The organism is Paracoccus sp. SY (assembly GCF_002901215.1).
GTDB classification, from domain to species: domain Bacteria; phylum Pseudomonadota; class Alphaproteobacteria; order Rhodobacterales; family Rhodobacteraceae; genus Paracoccus; species Paracoccus acridae.
The window spans coordinates 64,902-84,884 of the sequence record NZ_NWMQ01000007.1 but is presented as its reverse complement, the minus strand read 5'-3'; the positions used below and the strand labels follow the sequence as shown (position 1 = coordinate 84,884).

Annotated in this window: 17 protein-coding genes, 3 pseudogenes and 1 riboswitch; of the genes and pseudogenes, 15 read left to right on the top strand and 5 right to left on the bottom strand. The window is 66.2% G+C overall.

Translation table 11 applies throughout. The features are described from left to right. Positions 1–125: 125 nt before the first annotated feature. Positions 126–443 (bottom strand): hypothetical protein, encoded by a 318-nt coding sequence (locus CK944_RS08225; RefSeq protein ID WP_103172577.1) that lies wholly within the window; start codon positions 441–443, stop codon positions 126–128. Next, a complete protein-coding gene (locus CK944_RS08220) occupies positions 440–643 on the bottom strand; it encodes a rod-binding protein (RefSeq protein ID WP_229665068.1) in 204 nt (67 codons plus the stop codon). The genes CK944_RS08225 and CK944_RS08220 overlap by 4 nt, the downstream gene beginning before the upstream one ends. Positions 644–785: 142 nt before the next feature. Here CK944_RS08220 and CK944_RS08215 point away from each other — a divergent pair, with 142 nt between their 5' ends. Both CK944_RS08215 and CK944_RS08210 read left to right on the top strand, forming a co-directional pair. Continuing rightward, positions 786–1,700: a flagellar hook-length control protein FliK gene (locus tag CK944_RS08215; protein WP_103172575.1), complete on the top strand. Its 915-nt coding sequence runs from the start codon at positions 786–788 to the stop codon at positions 1,698–1,700. 12 nt (positions 1,701–1,712) lie between these two features. After that, positions 1,713–2,378, top strand: coding sequence for a flagellar hook capping FlgD N-terminal domain-containing protein (locus tag CK944_RS08210; protein ID WP_239986006.1), 666 nt, complete (start codon positions 1,713–1,715; stop codon positions 2,376–2,378). On the opposite strand, the gene cbbR is transcribed toward CK944_RS08210, so the two are convergent. Further along, positions 2,375–3,295: a LysR family regulator CbbR gene (cbbR, locus tag CK944_RS08205; RefSeq protein WP_103172574.1), complete on the bottom strand. Its 921-nt coding sequence runs from the start codon at positions 3,293–3,295 to the stop codon at positions 2,375–2,377. The two genes, CK944_RS08210 and cbbR, sit on opposite strands and share 4 nt — an antisense overlap. Positions 3,296–3,391: 96 nt before the next feature. Here cbbR and CK944_RS08200 point away from each other — a divergent pair, with 96 nt between their 5' ends. From CK944_RS08200 to CK944_RS08155, 10 genes and pseudogenes are all read left to right on the top strand, one after another. Then, on the top strand, positions 3,392–4,387 hold the full coding sequence (locus CK944_RS08200) for a class 1 fructose-bisphosphatase (protein WP_103172573.1): 996 nt from the start codon (positions 3,392–3,394) through the stop codon (positions 4,385–4,387). 7 nt (positions 4,388–4,394) lie between these two features. Then, entirely contained in the window at positions 4,395–5,267 is an 873-nt protein-coding gene (locus tag CK944_RS08195; RefSeq protein ID WP_103172572.1) for a phosphoribulokinase, read from the top strand. A gap of 20 nt (positions 5,268–5,287) precedes the next feature. Next, positions 5,288–6,667: pseudogene (locus CK944_RS08190) on the top strand (1-deoxy-D-xylulose-5-phosphate synthase N-terminal domain-containing protein); the annotation flags it as partial. A 14-nt stretch (positions 6,668–6,681) separates the two neighbouring features. Beyond that, positions 6,682–7,539, top strand: a pseudogene (locus tag CK944_RS08185) (transketolase C-terminal domain-containing protein); the annotation flags it as partial. Then, the gene (fba, locus tag CK944_RS08180; protein WP_103172570.1) at positions 7,539–8,618 is read left to right on the top strand and encodes a class II fructose-bisphosphate aldolase; all 1,080 of its coding nucleotides are present in this window, start codon (positions 7,539–7,541) and stop codon (positions 8,616–8,618) included. The pseudogene CK944_RS08185 and the gene fba, both read left to right, overlap by 1 nt. Before the next feature lie 14 nt (positions 8,619–8,632). Then, the gene (locus CK944_RS08175) at positions 8,633–10,096 is read left to right on the top strand and encodes a form I ribulose bisphosphate carboxylase large subunit (RefSeq protein WP_192877741.1); all 1,464 of its coding nucleotides are present in this window, start codon (positions 8,633–8,635) and stop codon (positions 10,094–10,096) included. Positions 10,097–10,190: 94 nt separating this feature from the next. Then, positions 10,191–10,610 (top strand): ribulose bisphosphate carboxylase small subunit, encoded by a 420-nt coding sequence (locus CK944_RS08170; protein WP_103172569.1) that lies wholly within the window; start codon positions 10,191–10,193, stop codon positions 10,608–10,610. Between the two features lie 68 nt (positions 10,611–10,678). Then, complete coding sequence (cbbX, locus tag CK944_RS08165) at positions 10,679–11,641, top strand: CbbX protein (protein ID WP_103172568.1); 963 nt, start codon at positions 10,679–10,681, stop codon at positions 11,639–11,641. A gap of 12 nt (positions 11,642–11,653) precedes the next feature. Then, a complete protein-coding gene (gene rpe / locus CK944_RS08160) occupies positions 11,654–12,352 on the top strand; it encodes a ribulose-phosphate 3-epimerase (protein WP_103172567.1) in 699 nt (232 codons plus the stop codon). Between the two features lie 54 nt (positions 12,353–12,406). Beyond that, complete coding sequence (locus CK944_RS08155; RefSeq protein ID WP_103172566.1) at positions 12,407–13,186, top strand: SDR family oxidoreductase; 780 nt, start codon at positions 12,407–12,409, stop codon at positions 13,184–13,186. Between the two features lie 6 nt (positions 13,187–13,192). Here the strand turns inward: CK944_RS08155 and CK944_RS08150 are convergent. Next, positions 13,193–13,521 (bottom strand): annotated as a pseudogene (locus CK944_RS08150) (DUF3140 domain-containing protein). Then, positions 13,518–15,275, bottom strand: a complete 1,758-nt coding sequence (locus CK944_RS08145; protein WP_103172565.1) for a glycosyl transferase family 90 — start codon at positions 15,273–15,275, stop codon at positions 13,518–13,520. The pseudogene CK944_RS08150 and the gene CK944_RS08145 overlap by 4 nt, the downstream one beginning before the upstream one ends. Positions 15,276–15,332: 57 nt before the next feature. Then, positions 15,333–15,421, top strand: a riboswitch (glycine riboswitch). Between the two features lie 158 nt (positions 15,422–15,579). Here CK944_RS08145 and gcvT point away from each other — a divergent pair. The 3 genes from gcvT (at position 15,580) to gcvP (ending at position 19,977) form a co-directional block, all read left to right on the top strand. Continuing rightward, on the top strand, positions 15,580–16,704 hold the full coding sequence (gcvT, locus tag CK944_RS08140) for a glycine cleavage system aminomethyltransferase GcvT (RefSeq protein WP_103172564.1): 1,125 nt from the start codon (positions 15,580–15,582) through the stop codon (positions 16,702–16,704). Positions 16,705–16,719: 15 nt separating this feature from the next. Then, entirely contained in the window at positions 16,720–17,076 is a 357-nt protein-coding gene (gcvH, locus tag CK944_RS08135) for a glycine cleavage system protein GcvH (RefSeq protein ID WP_188714632.1), read from the top strand. A 66-nt stretch (positions 17,077–17,142) separates the two neighbouring features. Beyond that, positions 17,143–19,977 carry an aminomethyl-transferring glycine dehydrogenase gene (gene gcvP / locus CK944_RS08130; RefSeq protein WP_103172562.1) on the top strand — a complete coding sequence of 945 codons (2,835 nt, stop codon included), beginning with the start codon at positions 17,143–17,145 and terminating at the stop codon, positions 19,975–19,977. The last annotated feature ends 6 nt before the right edge of the window (positions 19,978–19,983 follow it).

Below are 19,983 nucleotides of genomic sequence, written 5' to 3'. Positions count from 1 at the left end.
TGGCCTTCTGACCCTGGGCGTTTATCCCTGTGCCGCTTTGGGCATGACCGCAGTGCTAGCAGCCGGTGATTGATGGATAGTGAATTTGTTCCACTCACTCAAAGGTTGAAAGCGGCGCATTTTACTTAAAACCTTTGCGCCAGGATGGCTTGGGTCGGCGTATTATGGCGCTGGCCCGCCTGGTCATAGGTTTGCAGGCTGCGGGCGTTTTTCACGATATCCCGGATCTGGTCGATCGCCCGCTGCGTGCCGCGCGCCGAATCCTCGGCCAGGCGCAGCAGGTGCTGCAAGGTTTTCTCCATCTTCGCCTTGGATGCGTCGTCCAGGCCGTCGCGTTCCATTTGCCGGGCAAGTGCTTCGATCCGGTCAAGCGCCAGGGCCCCGTTGCCCTGGATAATGGCCTGCTCCACGCCGTCCAGAAGCTGGCGATGCTTGGGTTTCATTGCGCCAACTCCTTTGCGAAGCCGAAATCAAGCTGCCTTGCCAGAACGGCCGCCTGTTCCTGGATCAGGAAACTGGAAAACTGATCCTCTCCGATCCCGCCGCCAAAGGCGCCGGTATTGGATTTCGGGCCGCAGTATTTCAGCATTTCTTCCAGAAAAGCCTGTTCCAGCTGTTCCGATGGCGGGCGTTGTGTCGGCACGGGGACCGGGAAAGTTGAAGCCTGGTTTACCTGCATGGGAAGTTTCCTGATTTGCGGATATTTTTCAGGACTAGCTTCTCGCAGTAAATAAATCGTAAGGACTCGGCCTTATCTCTGGGCTGGTCAGTCCAGGGATCAACCCATGTCCGAGTGTTCCATTTTACCCGTTGCTGCGGTTCTTCCGATCGCCGTGCCTGCGGCATCTGCCACACCCATCGAAACGGGGATCGAGGGGGAGCCCGCGTCAGACATCGCCTTCACGGTCGATGAAGCCCCGTCCGAGGAGCTTGCCGCCGATCCGGTTGCCCCGGATGCACAGCCGACCGACATGCCGCCGCAGGACCGGTTGCAGATGCTGATCGAGGACCTGTCGGGAGTCACGAGCACCCTGCGCGAATCGCCACCGGCAGAAGCCGAGCCGACTGCTCAGGCCCGGAAGGCGCCTGACACGCCCGGAGGGGATGTGCGAATCCTTGCCGGCATGTCCCCGGATTTCTTCTCGGCCGCCGAAGGGGTCGTGCAGCCCGATGCCGGGGCCGGTCCCATCGAGGCCTTTCCGGTTGATGTCCCTGTCGTCGATGCCCTTCTGGCCGATTCGCCGCTGCCTGCCACGGTCAGAGGGAAAGAAATCGCGCCCGTCCCCTTGCATCCTTCATCGCCGAAAATCCCTGTGGCCGCGATCTCGCAGCAGATTGCCGAAGCCGTGGTGACCGCGCGCGAGGATCGGATCGAGGTGGTCCTGGCGCCCGAGGAACTGGGCAGGATCCGCATGGTCATGTCCGGGCCCGAACACAATCCGCATGTGCTGATCTGGGCCGAACGACCCGAAGTGCTGGATCAGCTGCGCCGCAATGCCTCGTTCCTGCAGGAGTGCTTCGGCGATGCGGGCATGGCCGGTGCGTCCTTCGAATTCCAGGGCGACGGTTCGGATGGATCGGGGAGCAGGCAATCCCTGCCCGACGGTATCCAGCAGGGGTTCGACATGGCCGAATCGATTTCGGTCCCGCTGGCCTGGGCGCCTTTGGTGGTTCCGGCCCGTCTGGACATTCGCATCTGAAAGGAGAATCGCTTGGTTTCCGCAATCACCGCCAGCACGATCCCCTCGTCCGGGGGCGCCGCGCCCATGACGGCAGGCACGACAGCAGCCGGATCGACGAATTTCGACACTTTCCTGAGAATGCTGACAACGCAGTTGAAGAACCAGGATCCGCTGAACCCGATGGAGGGCAGCGACTTCGCGGTCCAGCTCGCGACATTCTCGGGTGTCGAGCAGCAGGCGCAGACCAACAAGCTTCTGCAGATGATGCTGATGCAGTCGGGCGGCAGCCTGGGACAACTGGCGGATTGGATCGGGAAGGAGGTGCGCACCACCGAACCCGTCTGGTTCGGGGACAAGGCGCTGACGCTGGACATCGCGCCAGACAGCCGGGCCGACAGCGTGACGCTTGTGGTGCTGAACGAAGCGGGAACCGAGGTTTCGCGCGAGGAAATCGGCCCGGGCGAAGGGCAGATCGACTGGTTCGGCCGCGACGATGGGGGCGAAAAGCTGGCCGACGGGCGCTATTCCTTCGTGATCGAAAGCAGCCGCGCGGGCGAGGTGATCTCGGAGGACGCGGTTGGCGCCTATGTCCGCGTGGCCGAAGCCGAGCTGGGCAACCGTGGCATCGAGCTGATCTTCGAGGGCGGCGGATCGGCGCTTGCCAGCGACATCGAGGCGCTGCGCGGCGCGGATTAAAGCTGCGGCAGGAAGCTGCCGCGCATCGCCAGGGTTTCGTCGCGGATCCGGGCGGTCGCCGCGCTCATCTCTCGATCGGCGCGGCGCAGCAGATACCAGCTTCGCTGAATGGGCAATCCGATGCCGCGAAGGGCGATCAGGCGGCCAGACCGCAATTCCTCGGTCACGGTGTGCTGGGAAATCAGCGCCACCCCCAAGCCCGCGATCACCGCCTGTTTGATCGTCTCGTTCGTGCCCATTTCCACCGCGCGCCAGGTCGCGCCCTCGCCGATGCGGTCCAGGAAGCGGGTCATCAGGATGCGGGTGCCCGACCCTTCCTCGCGCGACAGGAAGGTCTGGGCCAGCAGGTCCCCTGGCATCACCGGATCGGCATCGGCCAGCGGGTGATCGGGGGCGGCGATGATGATATGCGGATGGGGGCCGATGGGGTCGGCGATGACCGCCGGTTCGCGCGGCGGCCGCCCCATGATGACCAGATCCAGGTCGTCCCCGGCCAACGAGGCCAGGATCGCATCGCGATTGCCGATGCGCAGCGTCACCTCGATCTGGGGCAAAAGTCGCAGAAGGCGGGCGACGAGGCCGGGGGCGAAATACTTGCCGGTGGACACCACGCCCAGAACCACGCTTCCCACATAGCCTTGCTGCAAGGCGCCGATTTCGCGTCCCGCACGGGCCAGGGCGGTGGCGACCTGCGATTCGGCCAGCAACAGCGCCATGCCCGCGGGCGTCGGGCGAAAGGCGCCGTGTTCGGCCCTTTGGACCAGCGGACAGCCCGCCAGATCCTCCAGCCCCCGCAACTGGCTGTGGATCGCGGGCGTGGTCAGGCCCAGCAGGCCGGCAGCACCCGTCAGGCTGCCGCTGTCGGTCACCGCGCGCAGGCAGCGCAACTGGCGCAGGCTGATCCCGTCAAGCTTCATGTTCGATGAAATCTAATCTGTCTTTCAGATTATTAAATTTCCTCGAAAACTTCCGCCTGTCAATCTTCCTCCTGCCAGACGCCAAGGGAGGGGCTGATGACGACGCCCAGCATCGACACCACGCATATACCGCTGCAGTTCCGGCCGCTGATGCTGGCCTTGGCCCGTGGTGGCGCGACCCTGGCGGGCGTTATCCGGCGCGGCGACGGCAGCCTGTCGGCCGAGGTCGGGACCAACAGCGACGGCGACGGGCAGAAGCGGCTTGATGTGCAAGCCGATGCGCTGTTCCGCGACGTCCTGCGCGATGCGGGGCTGCGCTGGTATGCCAGCGAGGAACAGGACGCCCCCATCGCGATGCAGCCGGACGGCGCCTTCGCCCTTGCCATCGACCCGCTGGACGGATCGTCCAACATCGACACCAATGTCTCGGTCGGTACGATCTTCGCGGTCTATCCGGCCACGGATCAGGCCGATGCCAGCTTCCTGCGCCCGGCCCGCGACCTGATCGCCGGGGGATACATCATCTATGGCCCGCGCTGCTGCCTGGTGGTCAGCTTTGGCGACGGCACGCAGATCTATACGCTGAACCCGGACACCGACTGCTTCGACCTGACCGATCCCCGCGCCACCCTGCCGGACTGCTTCTTCGAATTCGCCATCAACGCGTCCAACTATCGCCACTGGCCGCGCCCGATCCGCGCCTATATCGACGACTGCCTGTCGGGGATCGACGGCCCACGCGCGCGCAACTTCAACATGCGCTGGATCGCGTCGCTGGTGGCCGAGGCGCATCGGATCCTGATGCGGGGCGGGATCTTCCTGTATCCGGCCGATGCCCGCAAAGGCTATGAAAAGGGCCGGCTGCGGATGCTGTACGAATGCGCGCCGATCGCCTTTGTCATCGAACAGGCGGGCGGCAGGGCGACCGACGGCGCGCTGCCGATCCTGGACGCCCTTATCACCGACCTCCACGGGCGCACGCCCATGGTTTTCGGATCGGCCGAAAAGGTCGACCGCGTCGCCGCCTATCACGACCTGCCCGATGCCGAGGTGTCCGCCCTGTTCGGCCATCGCGGCCTGTTCCGGGCCTGAGGATATCATGAGCAAGAAGCACCCCATCATTTCCGTTACCGGCAGTTCCGGCGCTGGCACGACCACCGTCAAGACCACCTTCGACCAGATCTTCCGCCGCGAAGGGATCCGCGCCGTCAGCATCGAGGGCGACGCCTTCCACCGCTTCGACCGCCAGGCCATGAAGGACGAACTGGCCCGGCGGCTGGCCGAGGGCGACCAGACCTTCAGCCATTTCAGCTTCGACGCCAACGAACTGGAAAAGCTGGAGGAGATCTTTCGCATCTATGGCGAAACCGGCCGGGGCGAGACGCGCCATTACGTCCATGACGACCGAGAGGCTGAACGCTGGGGCACGCCGCCCGGGACCTTCACCGACTGGGCGCCTTTCGAGGAAGGCTCGGACCTGCTGTTCTACGAAGGGCTGCACGGCGCGGTTGTCAATGACAGCGTCAACCTGGCGGGTCTGGCCGACCTGAAGATCGGCGTGGTGCCGGTCATCAACCTGGAATGGATCCAGAAGATCCACCGCGACAAGGCCAGCCGGGGCTATTCGACGGAAGCCGTGACCGACACGATCCTGCGCCGGATGCACGCCTATGTGCATTGCATCTGCCCGCAGTTCACCCAGACCGACATCAACTTCCAGCGGGTGCCGGTGGTCGATACCTCGAACCCCTTCATCGCGCGCTGGATCCCCACGGCCGACGAAAGCCTGGTGGTGATCCGCTTTCGCAACCCGCGCGGCATCGACTTTTCCTACCTGACCCAGATGATCGACGGGTCCTGGATGACGCGGGCCAATTCCATCGTCATTCCCGGTCCCAAGACCGACCTCGCCATGCAGCTGATCCTGACGCCGATGATCCTGCGCCTGATCGACGACGCGAAACGCGCCTGAGGGGACACACCATGAACCAGATGACCCGCATCGACCCTGCGCTTGAAACGAAGATGGCCAATGCCATCCGCGCCTTGGCCATGGACGCGGTCGAGGCCGCGAAATCCGGCCATCCCGGTGCGCCCATGGGCATGGCGGATGTGGCGACCGTGCTGTTTCACCGCTTCATGCGGGTGGATCCGGCGGACCCCCGCTGGCCCGACCGCGACCGCTTCGTGATGTCGGCCGGGCATGGGTCGATGCTGGTCTATGCCATCCATCACCTGCTGGGCTATGACGACATGGGCACCGACCAGATCCGCGCCTTCCGGCAGATGGGGTCGCGCACGGCGGGCCATCCCGAATACGGCCACGCCAAGGGGATCGAGGTGACGACCGGCCCCCTGGGCCAGGGCATCACCAGTGCCGTCGGCATGGCGCTTGCCGAACGCATGGCCCATGCCCGCTGGCCGGATCTGGCGGATCACTGGACCTATGTGATCGCGGGCGATGGCTGCCTGATGGAGGGGATCAGCCACGAGGCCATCGACCTTGCAGGACATCTGCGGCTTGGCCGGCTGATCGTGCTGTGGGACGACAACGGCATCACCATCGACGGCGGCACGGATCTGTCCACCAGCACCGACCAGAAGGCGCGCTTTGCCGCCGCCGGATGGCATGTGCAGGCCGTGGACGGGCATGATCGCGAGGCGGTAGCCGCCGCCATCGAGGCCGCGCGGGCCGATGGCCGTCCGTCCATGATCGCCTGCCGGACCATCATCGGCTTCGGTGCGCCGAACAAGCAGGGCGGGCACGATGTCCATGGCGCACCCTTGGGCGCGGATGAGATCGCCGCCGCGCGCAAGATGCTGGACTGGCCACACGACCCCTTTACCCTGCCCGAGGATGTGATCGCCGCCTGGGCCGCGATTGCCGCGCGCGGCGCGCAGGCTCGGGCCGACTGGGCGGCGCGGCTGGACGCCTCCTCCGACCGTGCCGCCTTTCTTGCCGCCCAGGACGCAACCGATGCGCCCGCGCTGCGCAAGGCGATTGCCGAACACTGCCAAAGGCTTGTCCAGGATCGTCCAAAGGTCGCGACCCGCAAGGCCAGCGAGATGGCCTTGGAGGTGATCAACGCGACCCTGCCTCAGACCATCGGCGGAAGCGCGGATCTGACCGGATCGAACCTGACCCGCAGCACGGGGATGGGGTCCATCCGCCCCGGCGACTATGCCGGCCGCTATGTCCATTATGGCATCCGCGAACATGCGATGGCCGCCGTGATGAACGGCATCGCGCTGCATGGCGGCTTCATCCCCTATGGCGGAACCTTCCTGGCCTTTGCCGACTATTCGCGGCCCGCGATCCGGCTGGGCGCGCTGATGGGGGTGCCGGTCGTCCATGTGATGACCCATGACAGCATCGGCTTGGGCGNCTGACCGGATCGAACCTGACCCGCAGCACGGGGATGGGGTCCATCCGCCCCGGCGACTATGCCGGCCGCTATGTCCATTATGGCATCCGCGAACATGCGATGGCCGCCGTGATGAACGGCATCGCGCTGCATGGCGGCTTCATCCCCTATGGCGGAACCTTCCTGGCCTTTGCCGACTATTCGCGGCCCGCGATCCGGCTGGGCGCGCTGATGGGGGTGCCGGTCGTCCATGTGATGACCCATGACAGCATCGGCTTGGGCGAGGATGGCCCGACCCACCAGCCGGTCGAGCATCTGGCGTCCCTGCGCGCCATCCCGAACCTGCAGGTCTTCCGCCCCGCCGATGCGGTGGAAACCGCCGAGGCCTGGGAGATCGCGCTGACCAGCGAGGGCACGCCCTCGGTCCTCGCCCTGTCGCGCCAAAACCTGCCCACCGTGCGGATCGAGGACGAGGACACCAACCGCTCGCGCCGGGGCGCCTATGTGCTGCGCGCCACGCCGACGCCGCGCGACGTGACGCTGATCGCCACGGGGTCCGAGGTGGAAATCGCCCTGGCCGCTGCCGAATTGCTCAAGGCCGACCGCATCAACGCCGCCGTCGTCTCGGCCCCCTGCTTCGAGCTGTTTGCCCGGCAGGACCGCGCCTATCGGCAGGGCGTCTTGTGCGACGCCCCCCGCATCGGGATCGAGGCCGCGATCCGGCAAGGATGGGATCTGTTCCTGCGCCCCGAAGACGGCTTCGTCGGCATGACGGGCTTTGGCGCATCTGCCCCTGCCCCCGCGCTCTTCCGCCATTTCGGCATCACGCCCGAGGCCACGGCAGACCTGGCCCGGAAACTCATCAAGGGAGAGGACTGATGGCGCTGATCACGCTGCGACAGCTTCTGGACCACGCTGCCGAGAACGGCTACGGCGTGCCCGCCTTCAACATCAACAACATGGAACAGGGTCTGGCGATCCTGAAGGCGGCGGTTGCGGTCGATGCCCCGGTGATCCTGCAGGCCAGCCGGGGTGCGCGGTCCTATGCCGGCGACATCATGCTGCGCCGCATGGTCGAGGCCCTGGCCGAGATGAATCCGGGCGTCCCGATCTGCCTGCACCAGGACCACGGCAACAACCTGGCGACCTGCATGTCCGCGATCCGCCACGGTTTTACCTCCGTGATGATGGACGGCTCGCTGCACGAGGACATGAAGACCCCCGCCGACTATGCATACAACGTCGCGGTGACGGCCAAGGTGGCCGAGGCGGCGCACGCGGTCGGCGCCAGTGTCGAGGGGGAACTGGGCGTCCTCGGCAGCCTGGAAACCGGAGAGGCCGCCGCCGAGGATGGATCGGGCGCCGAAGGCAAGCTGGATCATTCGCAGCTTCTGACCGACCCGGACCAGGCCGTCGATTTCGTGCTGCGCACCCGCTGCGATGCGCTGGCGATTGCCTGCGGGACCAGCCACGGCGCCTACAAGTTCACCCGCAAGCCCGATGGCGAGATCCTGGCGATGCATGTCATCCAGGCGATCCACGACCGCCTGCCCGGCACGCATCTGGTGATGCACGGATCGTCCAGCGTGCCCCAGCACCTGCAGGACCTCATCAACGAATCCGGCGGAGAGATGCCGCAAACCTACGGCGTCCCCGTCGAGGAGATCGAGCGCGGCATCCGCATGGGCGTGCGCAAGGTCAACATCGACACCGACTGCCGCATGGCCATGACCGGGCATTTCCGCAAGGTCGCCCGCGACCGCCCCGACGAATTCGATCCCCGCAAGTTCATGATCCCCGCCATGGCCGAACTGACCGCATTGTGCCGCGACCGGTTCGAACGCTTCGGGACGGCGGGGCAGGCCCACAAGATCAAGGTCATCGCGATGGACGGGATGGCCGAACGCTATGCGTCGGGGGCGCTTGACCCGGCCATTACCGGCGCGCGCGCCGCCTGAGAGGAGGAAAGACCATGAACGAGATGTCGAACCCCAAGATGGATGCCAAGAAGCGCTATTCCGCAGGCGTGCTGAAATACGCGCAGATGGGATATTGGGAACCCGACTATACCCCCAAGGACACCGACGTGATCGCGCTGTTCCGCATCACGCCGCAGGACGGGGTGGACGCCATCGAAGCCGCGGCGGCGGTCGCGGGCGAAAGCTCGACCGCGACCTGGACGGTGGTCTGGACCGACCGCTTGACCGCCTGCGACAAGTACCGCGCCAAGGCTTACCGCGTGGATCCGGTCCCGAACGCCTCGGGCGAATACTTCGCCTATATCGCCTATGACCTGGACCTGTTCGAGCCGGGCTCCATCGCCAACCTGACCGCATCGATCATCGGCAACGTCTTCGGCTTCAAGCCCCTGAAGGCCCTGCGGCTGGAGGACATGCGCCTGCCCGTGGCCTATGTGAAGACCTTCCAGGGCCCGGCCACCGGCATCGTCGTCGAACGCGAACGGCTGAACGTCTATGGCCGCCCGTTGCTGGGCGCGACGGTGAAGCCCAAGCTGGGCCTGTCGGGACGCAACTATGGCCGCGTGGTCTATGAGGCGCTGAAGGGCGGCCTCGATTTCACTAAGGACGACGAGAACATCAACAGCCAGCCCTTCATGCATTGGCGGGACCGGTTCCTGTATTGCATGGAAGCCGTGAACCGCGCCTCGGCGGCGACCGGAGAGGTGAAGGGCACCTATCTGAACGTCACCGCCGGCACGATGGAGCAGATGTACGAACGCGCAAATTTCGCCAAGGACCTGGGCAGCGTGATCGTGATGATCGACCTGGTGATCGGTTACACCGCGATCCAGTCGATGGCGAAATGGGCACGGGACAACGACATGATCCTGCACCTGCATCGCGCAGGGCACAGCACCTATACCCGCCAGCGCAGCCACGGCGTCAGCTTCCGCGTAATCGCCAAATGGATGCGGCTTGCAGGCGTCGATCATCTTCACGCGGGCACCGTGGTGGGCAAGCTGGAAGGCGATCCCGCCACCACCAAGGGCTATTACGACATCTTCCGCGAGGAGCGAAATCCGATGGCCCTGGAAAACGGCATCTTCTTCGACCAGGACTGGGCGTCCTTGAACAAGATGATGCCTGTCGCCTCGGGCGGGATCCATGCGGGCCAGATGCACCAGCTTCTGACCTATCTGGGCGAGGATGTGGTCCTGCAATTCGGCGGCGGCACCATCGGCCACCCGCATGGCATCCAGGCGGGCGCGACCGCCAACCGCGTGGCGCTGGAGGCGATGGTCTTCGCCCGCAACGCCGGCCGCGACATCTGGAACGAGGGCGAGGATATCCTGCGCGACGCGGCCAAGACCTGCACGCCGCTGCAGCAGGCACTGGATACCTGGAAGGATGTCTCCTTCAACTATGCCTCGACCGACGCGCCCGATTTCGCGCCCACCTCCGAAGTGTCGATGTGACCGCCAGGATGCGTGTGAATACGCAGCCCACGACCGCCGACCAGACCCGTAGGGTGCGTGCTTGCACGCACCGCCCCCCTTACAGGAGATTTCCATGAAACTGCGCCAAGGACAGTTCAGCTTTCTTCCCGATCTTTCGGATGACGACATTCGCGTGCAGGCCCAATACGCCATCGACAATGGCTGGGCGGTATCCGTGGAATATTCCGACGACCCGCATCCCCGAAACACCTATTGGGAAATGTGGGGACATCCGATGTTCGACAACCCGGATGCAGCCGCCGTCGTCTTCGAGGTCAACGAATGCCGCAAGGAACATGGCGGCAAATACATCCGCGTCATCGCCTTTGACGCGTCCCCCGGATGGGAATCCATCCGCATGAGCTTCATCGTGAACCGTCCCGCCACCGAACCCGGCTTCCGCCTTGTCCGGCAGGAAGCCGAGGGCCGCGTGGTCCGCTATACGATCGAAAGCTATGCCACCCGCGAACCCGAAGGCCTCCGCTACGCCTGACGGCCCCGGCCGGGCGGTGCCCTCCCGCTGCCCGGTCTTTTCATGCCACCTGCTGGAAAGGCGCGATCATGACCGAAGACACCGACACCGCCGCCCGCCCCACCCATGTCGATCTGGCCCAGTCCTTCGAGGAAAGCGGCGTCAAGGACGTGCTGCGCGAACTGGACGACAGCCTGGTCGGACTGGAACCCGTCAAGTCCCGCATCCGCGAGACCGCCGCCCTGCTTCTGGTGGACAAGGCCCGCCGCCGGATGGGCCTAGCGACCGAGACGCCGACGCTGCACATGTCCTTCACCGGCAATCCCGGCACCGGCAAGACCACCGTGGCGCTGAAGATGGCCGACCTGCTGCACCGCCTGGGCTATGTCCGCAAGGGGCACCTGGTGACGGTCACGCGCGACGACCTGGTCGGCCAGTATATCGGCCACACCGCCCCCAAGACCAAGGAGGTCCTGAAGAAGGCCATGGGCGGCGTGCTGTTCATCGACGAGGCCTATTACCTGTATCGCCCCGAAAACGAACGCGACTATGGCCAGGAAGCCATCGAGATCCTGTTGCAGGTCATGGAAAACAACCGCGACGACCTGGTCGTGATCTTGGCGGGCTATGCCGACCGGATGGACCGCTTCTTCGCCTCGAACCCCGGTTTCCGGTCGCGGATTGCCCATCACATCGAATTCCCGGATTACAGCGACCCCGAACTGCTGCATATCGCGGAACAGATGCTGGCCGCGCAGAACTATCGCCTCGACGATGATGCGCGCGGGGCCATGGCCGAATACATCGCCGCGCGCAGGCGCCAGCCGCATTTCGCCAATGCCCGTTCGGTCAGGAACGCGCTGGACCGTGCCCGCCTGCGCCAGGCGAACCGCCTGTTCAACCAGGCGAAAGGCCCGCTGGACGCCGATACCCTGTCCACCATCACCGAACCCGACCTGCGCGCCAGCCGCGTCTTCGGGGGCGGGCTTGCGGTCGACAGGCTTGACGGGGGCCGCCGGACCGGGCAGGCCATCCACCAGGCCGCCGAATAGGGAAATCCGTTTATGACCTTCGACCGCAGCATCAAGATCGCGCCGTCCATCCTGTCCGCCGACTTCGCCGATTTCGGCCGAGAGATCCGCGCCATCGAGGATCAGGGCGCAGACTGGGTCCATGTCGATGTGATGGACGGGCATTTCGTGCCGAACCTGACCTTCGGCCCCCCCGCCGTGAAGGCCTTCCGCCCGCATGTGAAGACCTTCATGGACGTCCACCTGATGATCGCACCCGTGGACCCCTATATCGAGGCCTATGCCGAGGCCGGCGCCGACATGATCACCGCCCATGTCGAAGCCGGGCCGCATCCCCACCGCACCCTGCAGGCGATCCGCGCCACGGGGAAAAAGGCCGGCATCGCGCTGAACCCCGGCACCCCGGTCGAGGCGGTCGAATACCTGCTGGATCTGGCCGACATGGTGCTAGTAATGACCGTGAACCCCGGCTTCGGCGGGCAGAAGTTCATCCATTCCCAGGTGGACAAGATCGCCCGGCTGCGCGGCATGATCGGCGACCGGCCCATCCACATCCAGGTGGACGGCGGCGTGGATCCCAAGACCGCGCCCATCGTGGCGAAAGCCGGGGCCGATGTGCTGGTTGCGGGATCGGCCGTGTTCAAGGGCGGATCCGTCGGCCAGCCGCAGGTCTATGGCAACAACATCCGCACGATCCGCGATGCGGCGAGGGGGCTGGCCCAAGCGGTTTGACAATCCGCCTGTCCCGCGCTTCCCTGCGCCAACGCATACAGAAGGGACGGGACAATGGATCTGGGTATCAGGGGAAAACGCGGGCTGGTCTGCGCGGCATCGAAAGGCTTGGGGCGCGGCTGCGCCGAAGCCCTGGCCGAGGCGGGCGTGGATCTGGTCATCAACAGCCGGACCGAATCCGAGATCACCCGGACTGCCGATGAGATCGCGGCAAAATACGGCGTGAGCGTTACCCCGATTGCCGCCGACATCACCACCGACGAAGGTCGCGCCAAGGTGCTGGCGGCGGTGGGCCAGGCCGATATCCTGGTGACGAACGCGGGCGGCCCGCCGCCGGGCGACTGGCGCGACTGGAGCCGCGACGACTTCATCCGCGCCATCGACGCCAACATGCTGTCGGCCATTGCGCTGATGCAGGCGCTTGTGCCGGGCATGATGGACCGTGGCTGGGGCCGGGTGGTCAACATCACCTCGGCCTCGGTCCGCTCGCCCGTGTCGGTGCTGGGTCTGTCGAACACGGCGCGGACCGGGCTGACCGGGTTCGTGGCGGGCATGTCGCGGCAGGTGGCGGGGCATGGGGTCTGCGTCAACAACATCCTGCCCGGCATCCATGCGACCGACCGCGCCGTCAGCCTGGACAAGGGCGTGGCGGACAAGCAGGGCATCAGCATCGAGGATGCGCGGCGCCAGCGGCAGGCGGGGATTCCCACCGGCACCTATGGCGATGCGGGCGATTTCGGGGCGACCTGCGCCTTCCTGTGCAGCCAGCAGGCGCGCTTCATCGTGGGCCAGAACATCCTTCTGGACGGCGGCGCGCTGAACGCCACGGTTTAGGGCCGGTCACTTCAGCGGGTCGTGGCCCCAGTTCATCGGCGAAAAGCGCCAGTGGCTGTTTTCCTTGTTGTTATGGGGCCCGCCTTGGCCGCATGGCGCTTGATATAGCCCACGACCTTGGCCATGTGCGCCCAATCGTCATCGTCCAGATCGGCCTTTTTCCTGTCCTTGATCTGAAGGATGCGCCTGCCGGACTTGTGGCCCGTGCTTTCGCCCTCGCCACCTGTATCGCCCACGGACTTGCTGTTCTCGCCGTCCAGCCACTTGCGCAGTTCGGTGGGGGTCATGTTGACCAGATCCTGCCATTCGCCCCAGATCTCGTCATGGGATTTCATGCGTCGCTCCTTTGCAGGGCCAATCCGGCGGAAGTGGCCGGGGTTCCGGACCGATAGGCGCGCAGGATCGCGGCAAGCTGTTCGCGGCGGGGCTTGGGGTCTGCCAGCACCGCGCAAAGCGCGCGGGCGCGGGCCGATATCTGTTGGCAGATATCGGGATGGGCGCGCGCCCAGGCCAGCCTGTCGGGCAGGTCGCCCGCGCCGGAGCGCAGCGGAATATAGTGCTGCCAGGGCTGGAAGGCGCCGCGTGCAAAGGTCTCCCACCCGTCTTCTTCAAGCAGGACCACCGAATTGCTGTTGGCAAGCGGCAGGAAATCCTCGGCCCCCGAGGTGGCGCCGAGGCAGATCAGATAGCGATGGGACAGCAGGAAATCGTCCCCCTTGCGCGCAGCGATCAGATGGGCCAGGCCCGCGCGGTCCAGGGCACGCGCACCCCGCGCATCGGGCGTCAGGCCGGCGTCGATATCGGGCGACCCCTGGTGGCGCAGCACCAGGGCCACGCGCGTCGCATCCCTCAGATCCGCCGCCGGCCCGCCCGCCAGCACATCCGTCACCACCTGATGCAGCGGGCGCAGCGGCTGGCCGTCCTTTGTGATCACATGGCCCGACAGATCGCCGCGAAAGACCGCGCGGTCCAGCTTTTCGGCCCAGGGCGAGTCAAGGCGGTCGGGCCGGCCCAGATAGCCGTCATTGCCCAGCCGATGGATCCAGGGCATCGGCCACAGGAACACATTGGCGGCCCCCGTCCGGCGGCTGGGGGCCAGGACGGGGCCGGTCCCGCCGGAAAATCCCGGCTGCGCCTCGATGACATAGCTGCCGCGATGGGCGGCCTGGGCCATGTCGTTGGCCATCGTGGCGATGCGCAGCAGGCGGGGGGATCCGGGCGCGGCATAGAAGAACCCGTCGGGTGCGCGCCTGATGGGCAGCATCTTGCCGCCGCCGTCGCGGACCTCGCCCCGGTCCAGATCGACGATGGTCCCGGCGGACGGGGCTGTTCCTTCCGGCGAAACGCGGGTCGGAAGGGCGGTGCGGACGATATCCGCGGTCGCCGCGCGGCTGTCCGGCGCGTCAACGGTTCGCGGCGTCGTCAGCATCCGCGACAGCCCGGCCAGATAGCCTTCGCGGCGCGACCGGGCGCCCGCGCCGGGGCGGGGCGGGCAGGTCCGCAGGTCGAACCAGGGGGCCAGGGCATCGCGGTAATCGCCGGGGGTGGCCTGGTCGATGTCGATCTCCACGAACTCGGCCCGGCCCGCGAAATAGGCGCGGCAATCGGCCAGATGGGCCTCCCATTCGGCCGCCCAGAGGTCGGCCAGATCGGCGACGGCGACACCCCGGATCTGGGCATAGGCACGGGCATAGCTGCCGCCCCGATGCATGTAGCGGCTGATGACCCAATCCTCGATCCGGCGGGTGTTGAGCAGGAAGACCGAACCGGGATGGCTTTCGTCAAGAAAGCGGAACTCCCTGAAGGCCTCGACGATGGGCATGTTCAGATAGCGAACCGATTCCATGTCGGTGAAGGCCACCGTGTCGGCCCAGGGCTGCAAGGGCTTCACGCCCGTCAGCTTGGACCAGGCGATATCCTCGGCCAGGGCGCCCTCGGCCCAGTGGACGGCCGGATAGCCGTTCATCTGGAACAGCTTGGCGATAAAGGTCGTGCCGCATTTGTTGAAGCCGATCTGGAAGAATTTTCGCGCCACGCCGCCCCCCGCCCGATGCCGCGCGACCTTGGGGCGATGCAGGCAGGCTGTCAATCGGCTGGGCTACGACAAAAGGCTTGCCTTGGCCTTGCCGCCCGGCTAGCTGTCAGCCATCGGAACTCGGGAGAAGCTGGCCCGTGCCAGTGCCGAAGGAGCAGCCGCCCCGGCGAACTCTCAGGCAGAAGGACCGTTTTCCGTCAGAAGCTCTGGAGAGTGGCCGTTCCGGCCCGCCGAAGGGATAACGATCTCAGGCGCCCAATCCGGCAGGTCCGGGCGGGCAGGGACAGAGGGGGCATCGAACGGGCATCCGCCCGCCAACCGATGCCGGCTGTCCGGCTGCTTGAGAGAAGGAGGTCACATGACCGACGACCCGCGCCGGATCCCGCTTCACGACCTGCACCTGTCGCTGGGTGCCCGGATGGTGCCCTTTGCCGGATGGCAAATGCCGGTCCAGTACCCGATGGGCGTGATGGCGGAACACCTGCACACCCGCGAAAAGGCAGGGCTGTTCGATGTCAGCCATATGGGGCAGGTGTTGGTGACCCCCGACGACGGGCGGATGGAAACGGCGGCCCTGGCGCTGGAAAGCCTGATCCCGGCCGATGTGCTGGGCCTGCCGCAGGGGCGGCAGCGGTATGGGCTGTTCACCAATGATGCGGGCGGGATCCTGGACGACCTGATGTTCGCCAACCGGGGCGATCACTTCCTGCTGGTGGTCAATGCCGGTTGCACGGATCAGGACATCGCGCATCTGCAAACGCTGGACGGCGTGACGATCACCCCTGTCACCGACCGGGGATTGCTGGCCCTGCAAGGCCCGCTTGCGGCCGAGGTTCTGGCGCGGCTGGTCCCCGCGGTTGCCGCGATGCGTTTTATGGACAGCCAGATCCTCGATTGGAATGGCGTGGACCTTTGGGTGTCGCGGTCGGGCTATACCGGCGAGGACGGATTCGAAATCTCGATCCCCGAGGCTCGGCTGGCAGATTTCGCGAAAGCCCTGCTGGATCAGCCCGAAGTCGCCCCCATCGGCCTTGGCGCGCGCGACAGCCTGCGGCTGGAGGCGGGGATGCCGCTTTACGGCCATGACATGGACGGCACCGTGACCCCGGCGCAGGCCGCGCTGGGCTGGTCGATCCCGAAGGTTCGCCGGACGGGCGGGGCGCGCGCGGGCGGTTTTCCGGGGGCAGGGATCATCCTGTCCGAACTGGCCGATGGCGCGACCTCGGTGCGGCGCGGGTTGCGCCCCGAGGGCCGCGCACCCATCCGGGAAGGCGTGGCGATCTTCGACCAGGCCGAAGGCGGCAAGGCGATCGGCCATGTGTCCTCGGGCGGCTTCGGGCCGTCGGTGGGCGGCCCCATGGCCATGGCCCGGCTGCCTGCTGACCTGGCGGATGGTGCGACGCTTCATGCCGAACTGCGCGGCAAGCGCATCCCCGTCTCCATCACCCCCCTGCCTTTCGTCACCCCGTCCTATAAACGCTGAGGATCCTGACCCATGCTGAAATACACAGAAGACCATGAATGGCTGCGCGCCGAAGGAGACGAGGTCGTCGTCGGCATCACCCCCCATGCCAGCGAGCAGCTGGGCGATGTCGTCTTCATCGAACTGCCCGACGAGGGCCGCGAGGTCGAGGCGGGCGAGGAGGTCGTGGTGATCGAGTCGGTCAAGGCCGCATCCGACATCTCGGCCCCCATCGCGGGCGTGATCACGGCGGTGAACGCGGCCCTGGCCGATGCGCCGGGCAGCGTGAACGACGATCCCCAGGCCGCCTGGTTCTTCCGCATCAAGCCCGCCGATCCGAAGGCCATCGAGGGCTTCATGGATGAGGCCGCCTATCAGGCGCTGATCGGCTGATGTCGCCCGGGGGCTGTCTGCCCCCGGACCCCCGAGGATAATTTTTACACAGAAGATGTGGCGCGCATGACCCGCTGGAAACCGACCGACTATAACCCCGACGATTTCGCGAACCGCCGCCACATCGGCCCTTCGCCCGCCGAGATGGAGGCGATGCTGAAGGTCGTGGGCGCCGAAAGCCTGGACGCGCTGATCGACCAGACCGTGCCGCAGGCGATCCGGCAGGACAGCAGCCTGGACTGGCCCGCGCTGTCCGAAGCGGCGCTGCTGGACCGGATGCGGCAGGTGGCGGCGAAGAACACCGTGATGACCAGCCTGATCGGCCAGGGCTATTACGGCACCGTCACGCCCCCGGCGATCCAGCGCAACATCTTTGAAAACCCGGCCTGGTACACGGCCTATACCCCGTATCAGCCGGAAATCGCCCAAGGGCGGCTCGAGGCGCTGCTGAACTTCCAGACCATGGTGGCCGACCTGACCGGGCTGCCTGTCGCCAATGCGTCCTTGCTGGACGAGGCGACGGCCGCGGCCGAGGCGATGGCCATGGCGCACCGGCAGTCGAAGTCGAAGGCGGACGCCTTCTTCGTGGCCCATGACCTGCATCCGCAAACCATTTCCGTGATCGAGACGCGGGCGGCACCCCTGGGCATCCGCATCGTCAAGGCCTCCATCGACGATCTTCAGGCCGACCAGGTCTTCGGCGCGATCTTCCAGTATCCCGGCACCTATGGCCATATCCGCGACCTGACGCCCGAGATCGAGGCCCTGCACGCGGCGGGCGCGCTTGCGGTCGTGGCGACCGACCTGCTGGCCCTGTGCCTGCTGAAGGAACCCGGCGCGATGGGCGCCGACATCGCCGTTGGATCGGCGCAGCGGTTCGGCGTGCCGATGGGCTATGGCGGTCCGCATGCAGGCTTCATGTCCTGCCGGGACGAATTGAAGCGCGCCATGCCCGGCCGCATCGTCGGCGTTTCCATCGACGCCAAGGGCAACAAGGCCTATCGCCTGGCGCTGCAGACGCGCGAACAGCATATCCGCCGCGAAAAGGCGACCTCCAACGTCTGCACGGCGCAGGCGCTGCTGGCGGTGATGGCGTCCTTCTATGCCGTCTTCCACGGCCCGGTGGGCCTGCGCGCCATCGCGCAGCGGGTGCATCTTCACGCCGTCACGATTGCCAATGCCCTGCGCGCCGCCGGGGCCGAGGTCGCGCCGGAGGCGTTCTTCGACACGATCACCGTCAAGGTGGGCGTGGGCCAGGCGGGCATCATGGCCGCCGCGCGCCATCGCGGCATCAACCTGCGCAAGGTGGGCCGCGACCGCGTGGGCATCAGCGTGGATGAAACGACCGATGCGGGCGTGATCGCACGGCTGCTGGACGCCTTCGGCATCACCGATGCGGCGGAAGCCGCGACCGGCCCGACCATCCCCGAAGATTTGCTGCGGGACAGCGACTACCTGACCCACCCGGTCTTCCACATGAACCGCGCCGAATCCGAGATGATGCGCTATATGCGCCGGCTGTCGGATCGCGACCTGGCGCTGGACCGGGCGATGATCCCGCTGGGGTCCTGCACCATGAAGCTGAACGCCGCGGCCGAGATGATGCCGATCACCTGGCCCGAGTTCGGCGCGCTGCATCCCTTTGCCCCCGCCGACCAGGCCGCAGGCTATGCCGAGGCGATCGGCGACCTGACCGACAAGCTGTGCCAGATCACCGGCTATGACGCCTTTTCCATGCAGCCCAACAGCGGCGCGCAGGGGGAATATGCGGGGCTGCTGACGATTGCCGCTTATCACCGTTCGCGCGGCGAGGATCGCGACATCTGCCTGATCCCCGTGTCGGCGCATGGCACCAACCCTGCCTCGGCACAGATGTGCGGGATGAAGGTCGTGGTGGTGAAATCCGCGCCCAATGGCGACATCGACCTCGAGGATTTCGCGGACAAGGCGGCCAAGGCGGGCGACCGGCTGGCGGCGGTGATGATCACCTATCCTTCCACCCACGGCGTCTTCGAGGATACCGTGCGCGAGGTCTGCGACATCACCCACAGGCACGGTGGCCAGGTCTATATCGACGGGGCCAACATGAACGCGCTTGTCGGCCTGGTGAAGCCGGGCGAGATCGGCGGCGATGTCAGCCACCTGAATCTGCACAAGACCTTTGCCATCCCCCATGGCGGCGGCGGTCCGGGCATGGGGCCGATCGGCGTCAAGGCGCATCTAGCGCCCTTCCTGCCGGGCGATCCGCAGACGGGCGAGGGCGCGGTGTCGGCGGCGCCTTACGGATCGGCCTCGATCCTGCTGATCTCCTGGGCCTATTGCCTGATGATGGGCGGGGCGGGGCTGACCCAGGCCACGCGCGTGGCGATCCTGAACGCGAACTATATCGCGTCGCGGCTGGTGGGGGCCTATCCGATCCTGTTCATGGGCAACCGGGGACGCGTCGCGCATGAATGCATCATCGACACGCGGCCCTTTGCCGATCACGGCGTGACGGTGGACGATATCGCCAAGCGCCTGATCGACAATGGCTTCCACGCACCGACCATGAGCTGGCCGGTCGCGGGCACGCTGATGGTGGAACCCACGGAATCGGAAACCAAGGCCGAGATCGACCGCTTCATCACCGCCCTGCTGGCGATCAGGGACGAGATCACGGACGTGGCCGAGGGCCGCATCGCCGCGGCCGACAGCCCGCTGCGCCATGCGCCCCACACGGTCGAGGATCTGGTGGCCGACTGGGACCGCCCCTATTCGCGCGAACAGGGCTGCTTCCCGGCGGGCGCCTTCCGCGTGGACAAGTACTGGCCGCCGGTGGGCCGGGTGGACAACGCCTATGGCGACCGCAACCTGATCTGCACCTGCCCGCCCCTGGAAAGCTATGCCGAGGCGGCGGAATAAGACGGC

Coding starts and splice junctions, on each gene's coding strand:
- CK944_RS08155 (WP_103172566.1), top strand. CDS start 12,407: ATGGATCTGGGTATCAGGGGAAAACGCGGGCTGGTCTGCGCGGCATCG.
- CK944_RS08195 (WP_103172572.1), top strand. CDS start 4,395: ATGAGCAAGAAGCACCCCATCATTTCCGTTACCGGCAGTTCCGGCGCT.
- CK944_RS08225 (WP_103172577.1), bottom strand. CDS start 443: ATGAAACCCAAGCATCGCCAGCTTCTGGACGGCGTGGAGCAGGCCATT.
- CK944_RS08200 (WP_103172573.1), top strand. CDS start 3,392: ATGACGACGCCCAGCATCGACACCACGCATATACCGCTGCAGTTCCGG.
- rpe (WP_103172567.1), top strand. CDS start 11,654: ATGACCTTCGACCGCAGCATCAAGATCGCGCCGTCCATCCTGTCCGCC.
- CK944_RS08215 (WP_103172575.1), top strand. CDS start 786: ATGTCCGAGTGTTCCATTTTACCCGTTGCTGCGGTTCTTCCGATCGCC.
- fba (WP_103172570.1), top strand. CDS start 7,539: ATGGCGCTGATCACGCTGCGACAGCTTCTGGACCACGCTGCCGAGAAC.
- CK944_RS08170 (WP_103172569.1), top strand. CDS start 10,191: ATGAAACTGCGCCAAGGACAGTTCAGCTTTCTTCCCGATCTTTCGGAT.
- cbbR (WP_103172574.1), bottom strand. CDS start 3,295: ATGAAGCTTGACGGGATCAGCCTGCGCCAGTTGCGCTGCCTGCGCGCG.
- CK944_RS08175 (WP_192877741.1), top strand. CDS start 8,633: ATGAACGAGATGTCGAACCCCAAGATGGATGCCAAGAAGCGCTATTCC.
- cbbX (WP_103172568.1), top strand. CDS start 10,679: ATGACCGAAGACACCGACACCGCCGCCCGCCCCACCCATGTCGATCTG.
- gcvT (WP_103172564.1), top strand. CDS start 15,580: ATGACCGACGACCCGCGCCGGATCCCGCTTCACGACCTGCACCTGTCG.
- gcvP (WP_103172562.1), top strand. CDS start 17,143: ATGACCCGCTGGAAACCGACCGACTATAACCCCGACGATTTCGCGAAC.